Source organism: Chryseobacterium arachidis, assembly GCF_900129245.1.
In the GTDB taxonomy this organism is placed as follows: domain Bacteria; phylum Bacteroidota; class Bacteroidia; order Flavobacteriales; family Weeksellaceae; genus Chryseobacterium; species Chryseobacterium arachidis.
This window is the reverse complement of sequence record NZ_FQUT01000031.1, coordinates 1-1,269: the sequence shown is the minus strand read 5'-3', so window position 1 is coordinate 1,269 and position 1,269 is coordinate 1. Positions and strand designations below refer to the sequence as shown.

Below are 1,269 nucleotides of genomic sequence, written 5' to 3'. Positions count from 1 at the left end.
TAATTCGGGTAAGAATAATTTCAGAATTTCAGCATCATTTAACATTCCACAAAGTTACTATTTTTATTTTCTCCCCAACTTTTGAGACTGATCCAGTAAATAACACATTGGTTTTCAAATTAATTATATCGAATAGAATCAGAATTATCATTACTAATATTCAAATTACAATCTAATTAACCCTTATTCTCATTGGATTAAAATTTTTAAAAAAAATCTGTCCAACCAATTTAAAGCACCAATTGCTTTAAAATTATCACTTGTTTCTTTATCTAAAATTTTAATTTACAATTTTGAAAGCTTTTAATTTTAATCATGGAATTAAAAACCAGGTAGTCTGATTTGATCTCAATACCCCTTCTATCATTTTCAACATAAACCACCTTACTTTGAAAGAAATAAAAGATATCTTTCCGAACTTTTATTCTACATTCACCAAGATCCATTGTTATTAATTCTTTCTGAAGATTTTCACCAATATTCTGGATTCCGTTTTCATAGAAGTTTTTATTGGAATGATATTCTAAGTTCTTAATACTTTCGGTACTTATTTTTGAAAAAGTTCTATTGAGTTTTTGTTCTATATAAAAATTAGAAATAAATGAAATTATTAGCAGGAGAAGCAATAAAAGAAAAATTTTATTTTTCATTTAAATTTTGTCTAAAATAATGGTTATTAATCAGGTAAAGGTAGTAAAAAATAGCCTCCAAAAAATCAATGAAAATTTATTGCAATTTTATTTTCGCAATTCAAAAAAACATTATATATTTGCAACCACAAAAAACAAGGTAATTCTTGTTAAAAAGATGACCTAAATCGGGGCGTAGCGTAGTCCGGTCATCGCGCCTGGTTTGGGACCAGGAGGTCGCAGGTTCGAATCCTGCCGCCCCGACAATTTTAGGGTGCGTAGCTCAGCTGGATAGAGCATCTGCCTTCTAAGCAGACGGTCAAAGGTTCGAATCCTTTCGCGCTCACTTAAAACCTCTCAATTTTGGGAGGTTTTTTTGTTTTTATAGCTTAATTTTATTCTTACTTCAAAAAACCGGATCAAGTACAAAACTTGTGGACTAAGCAAAAAGTTTTGATAATCTGAACAGGAAAAACGATTTATCTCTTACTCCTCGTAGCTGTAATCTGAAGTTTTTTATTTTTGCATTAAAGGATTCTGCTGAGGCGTTAGTGCTTCTCTTCTCAAAATAATTAAGAATATCGCTGTAGTGGCGGGTAATCGTTCTTTTTAAGGTAGTGAAAGATTTAAAGCCTGATTC

At 30.5% G+C, this 1,269-nt stretch carries 2 protein-coding genes and 2 tRNA genes; 2 read left to right on the top strand and 2 right to left on the bottom strand.

The window, feature by feature from the left end; all coding sequences use genetic code 11:
- Positions 1-272: 272 nt before the first annotated feature.
- Positions 273-650: a hypothetical protein gene (locus BUA89_RS22640; protein WP_072964282.1), complete on the bottom strand. Its 378-nt coding sequence runs from the start codon at positions 648-650 to the stop codon at positions 273-275.
- 168 nt (positions 651-818) lie between these two features.
- Here BUA89_RS22640 and BUA89_RS22635 point away from each other — a divergent pair.
- Positions 819-893: transfer RNA gene (locus tag BUA89_RS22635), tRNA-Pro, on the top strand.
- 8 nt (positions 894-901) lie between these two features.
- Positions 902-975: transfer RNA gene (locus BUA89_RS22630), tRNA-Arg, on the top strand.
- Positions 976-1,068: 93 nt separating this feature from the next.
- Here the strand turns inward: BUA89_RS22630 and BUA89_RS22625 are convergent.
- Positions 1,069-1,269: transposase (locus tag BUA89_RS22625; RefSeq protein WP_143152336.1), on the bottom strand; the 201-nt coding region annotated here is incomplete at its 5' end.

Excerpts from the sequence above, each read along its gene's own strand:
- BUA89_RS22640 (WP_072964282.1), bottom strand. The coding sequence starts at position 650 with ATGAAAAATAAAATTTTTCTTTTATTGCTTCTCCTGCTAATAATTTCA.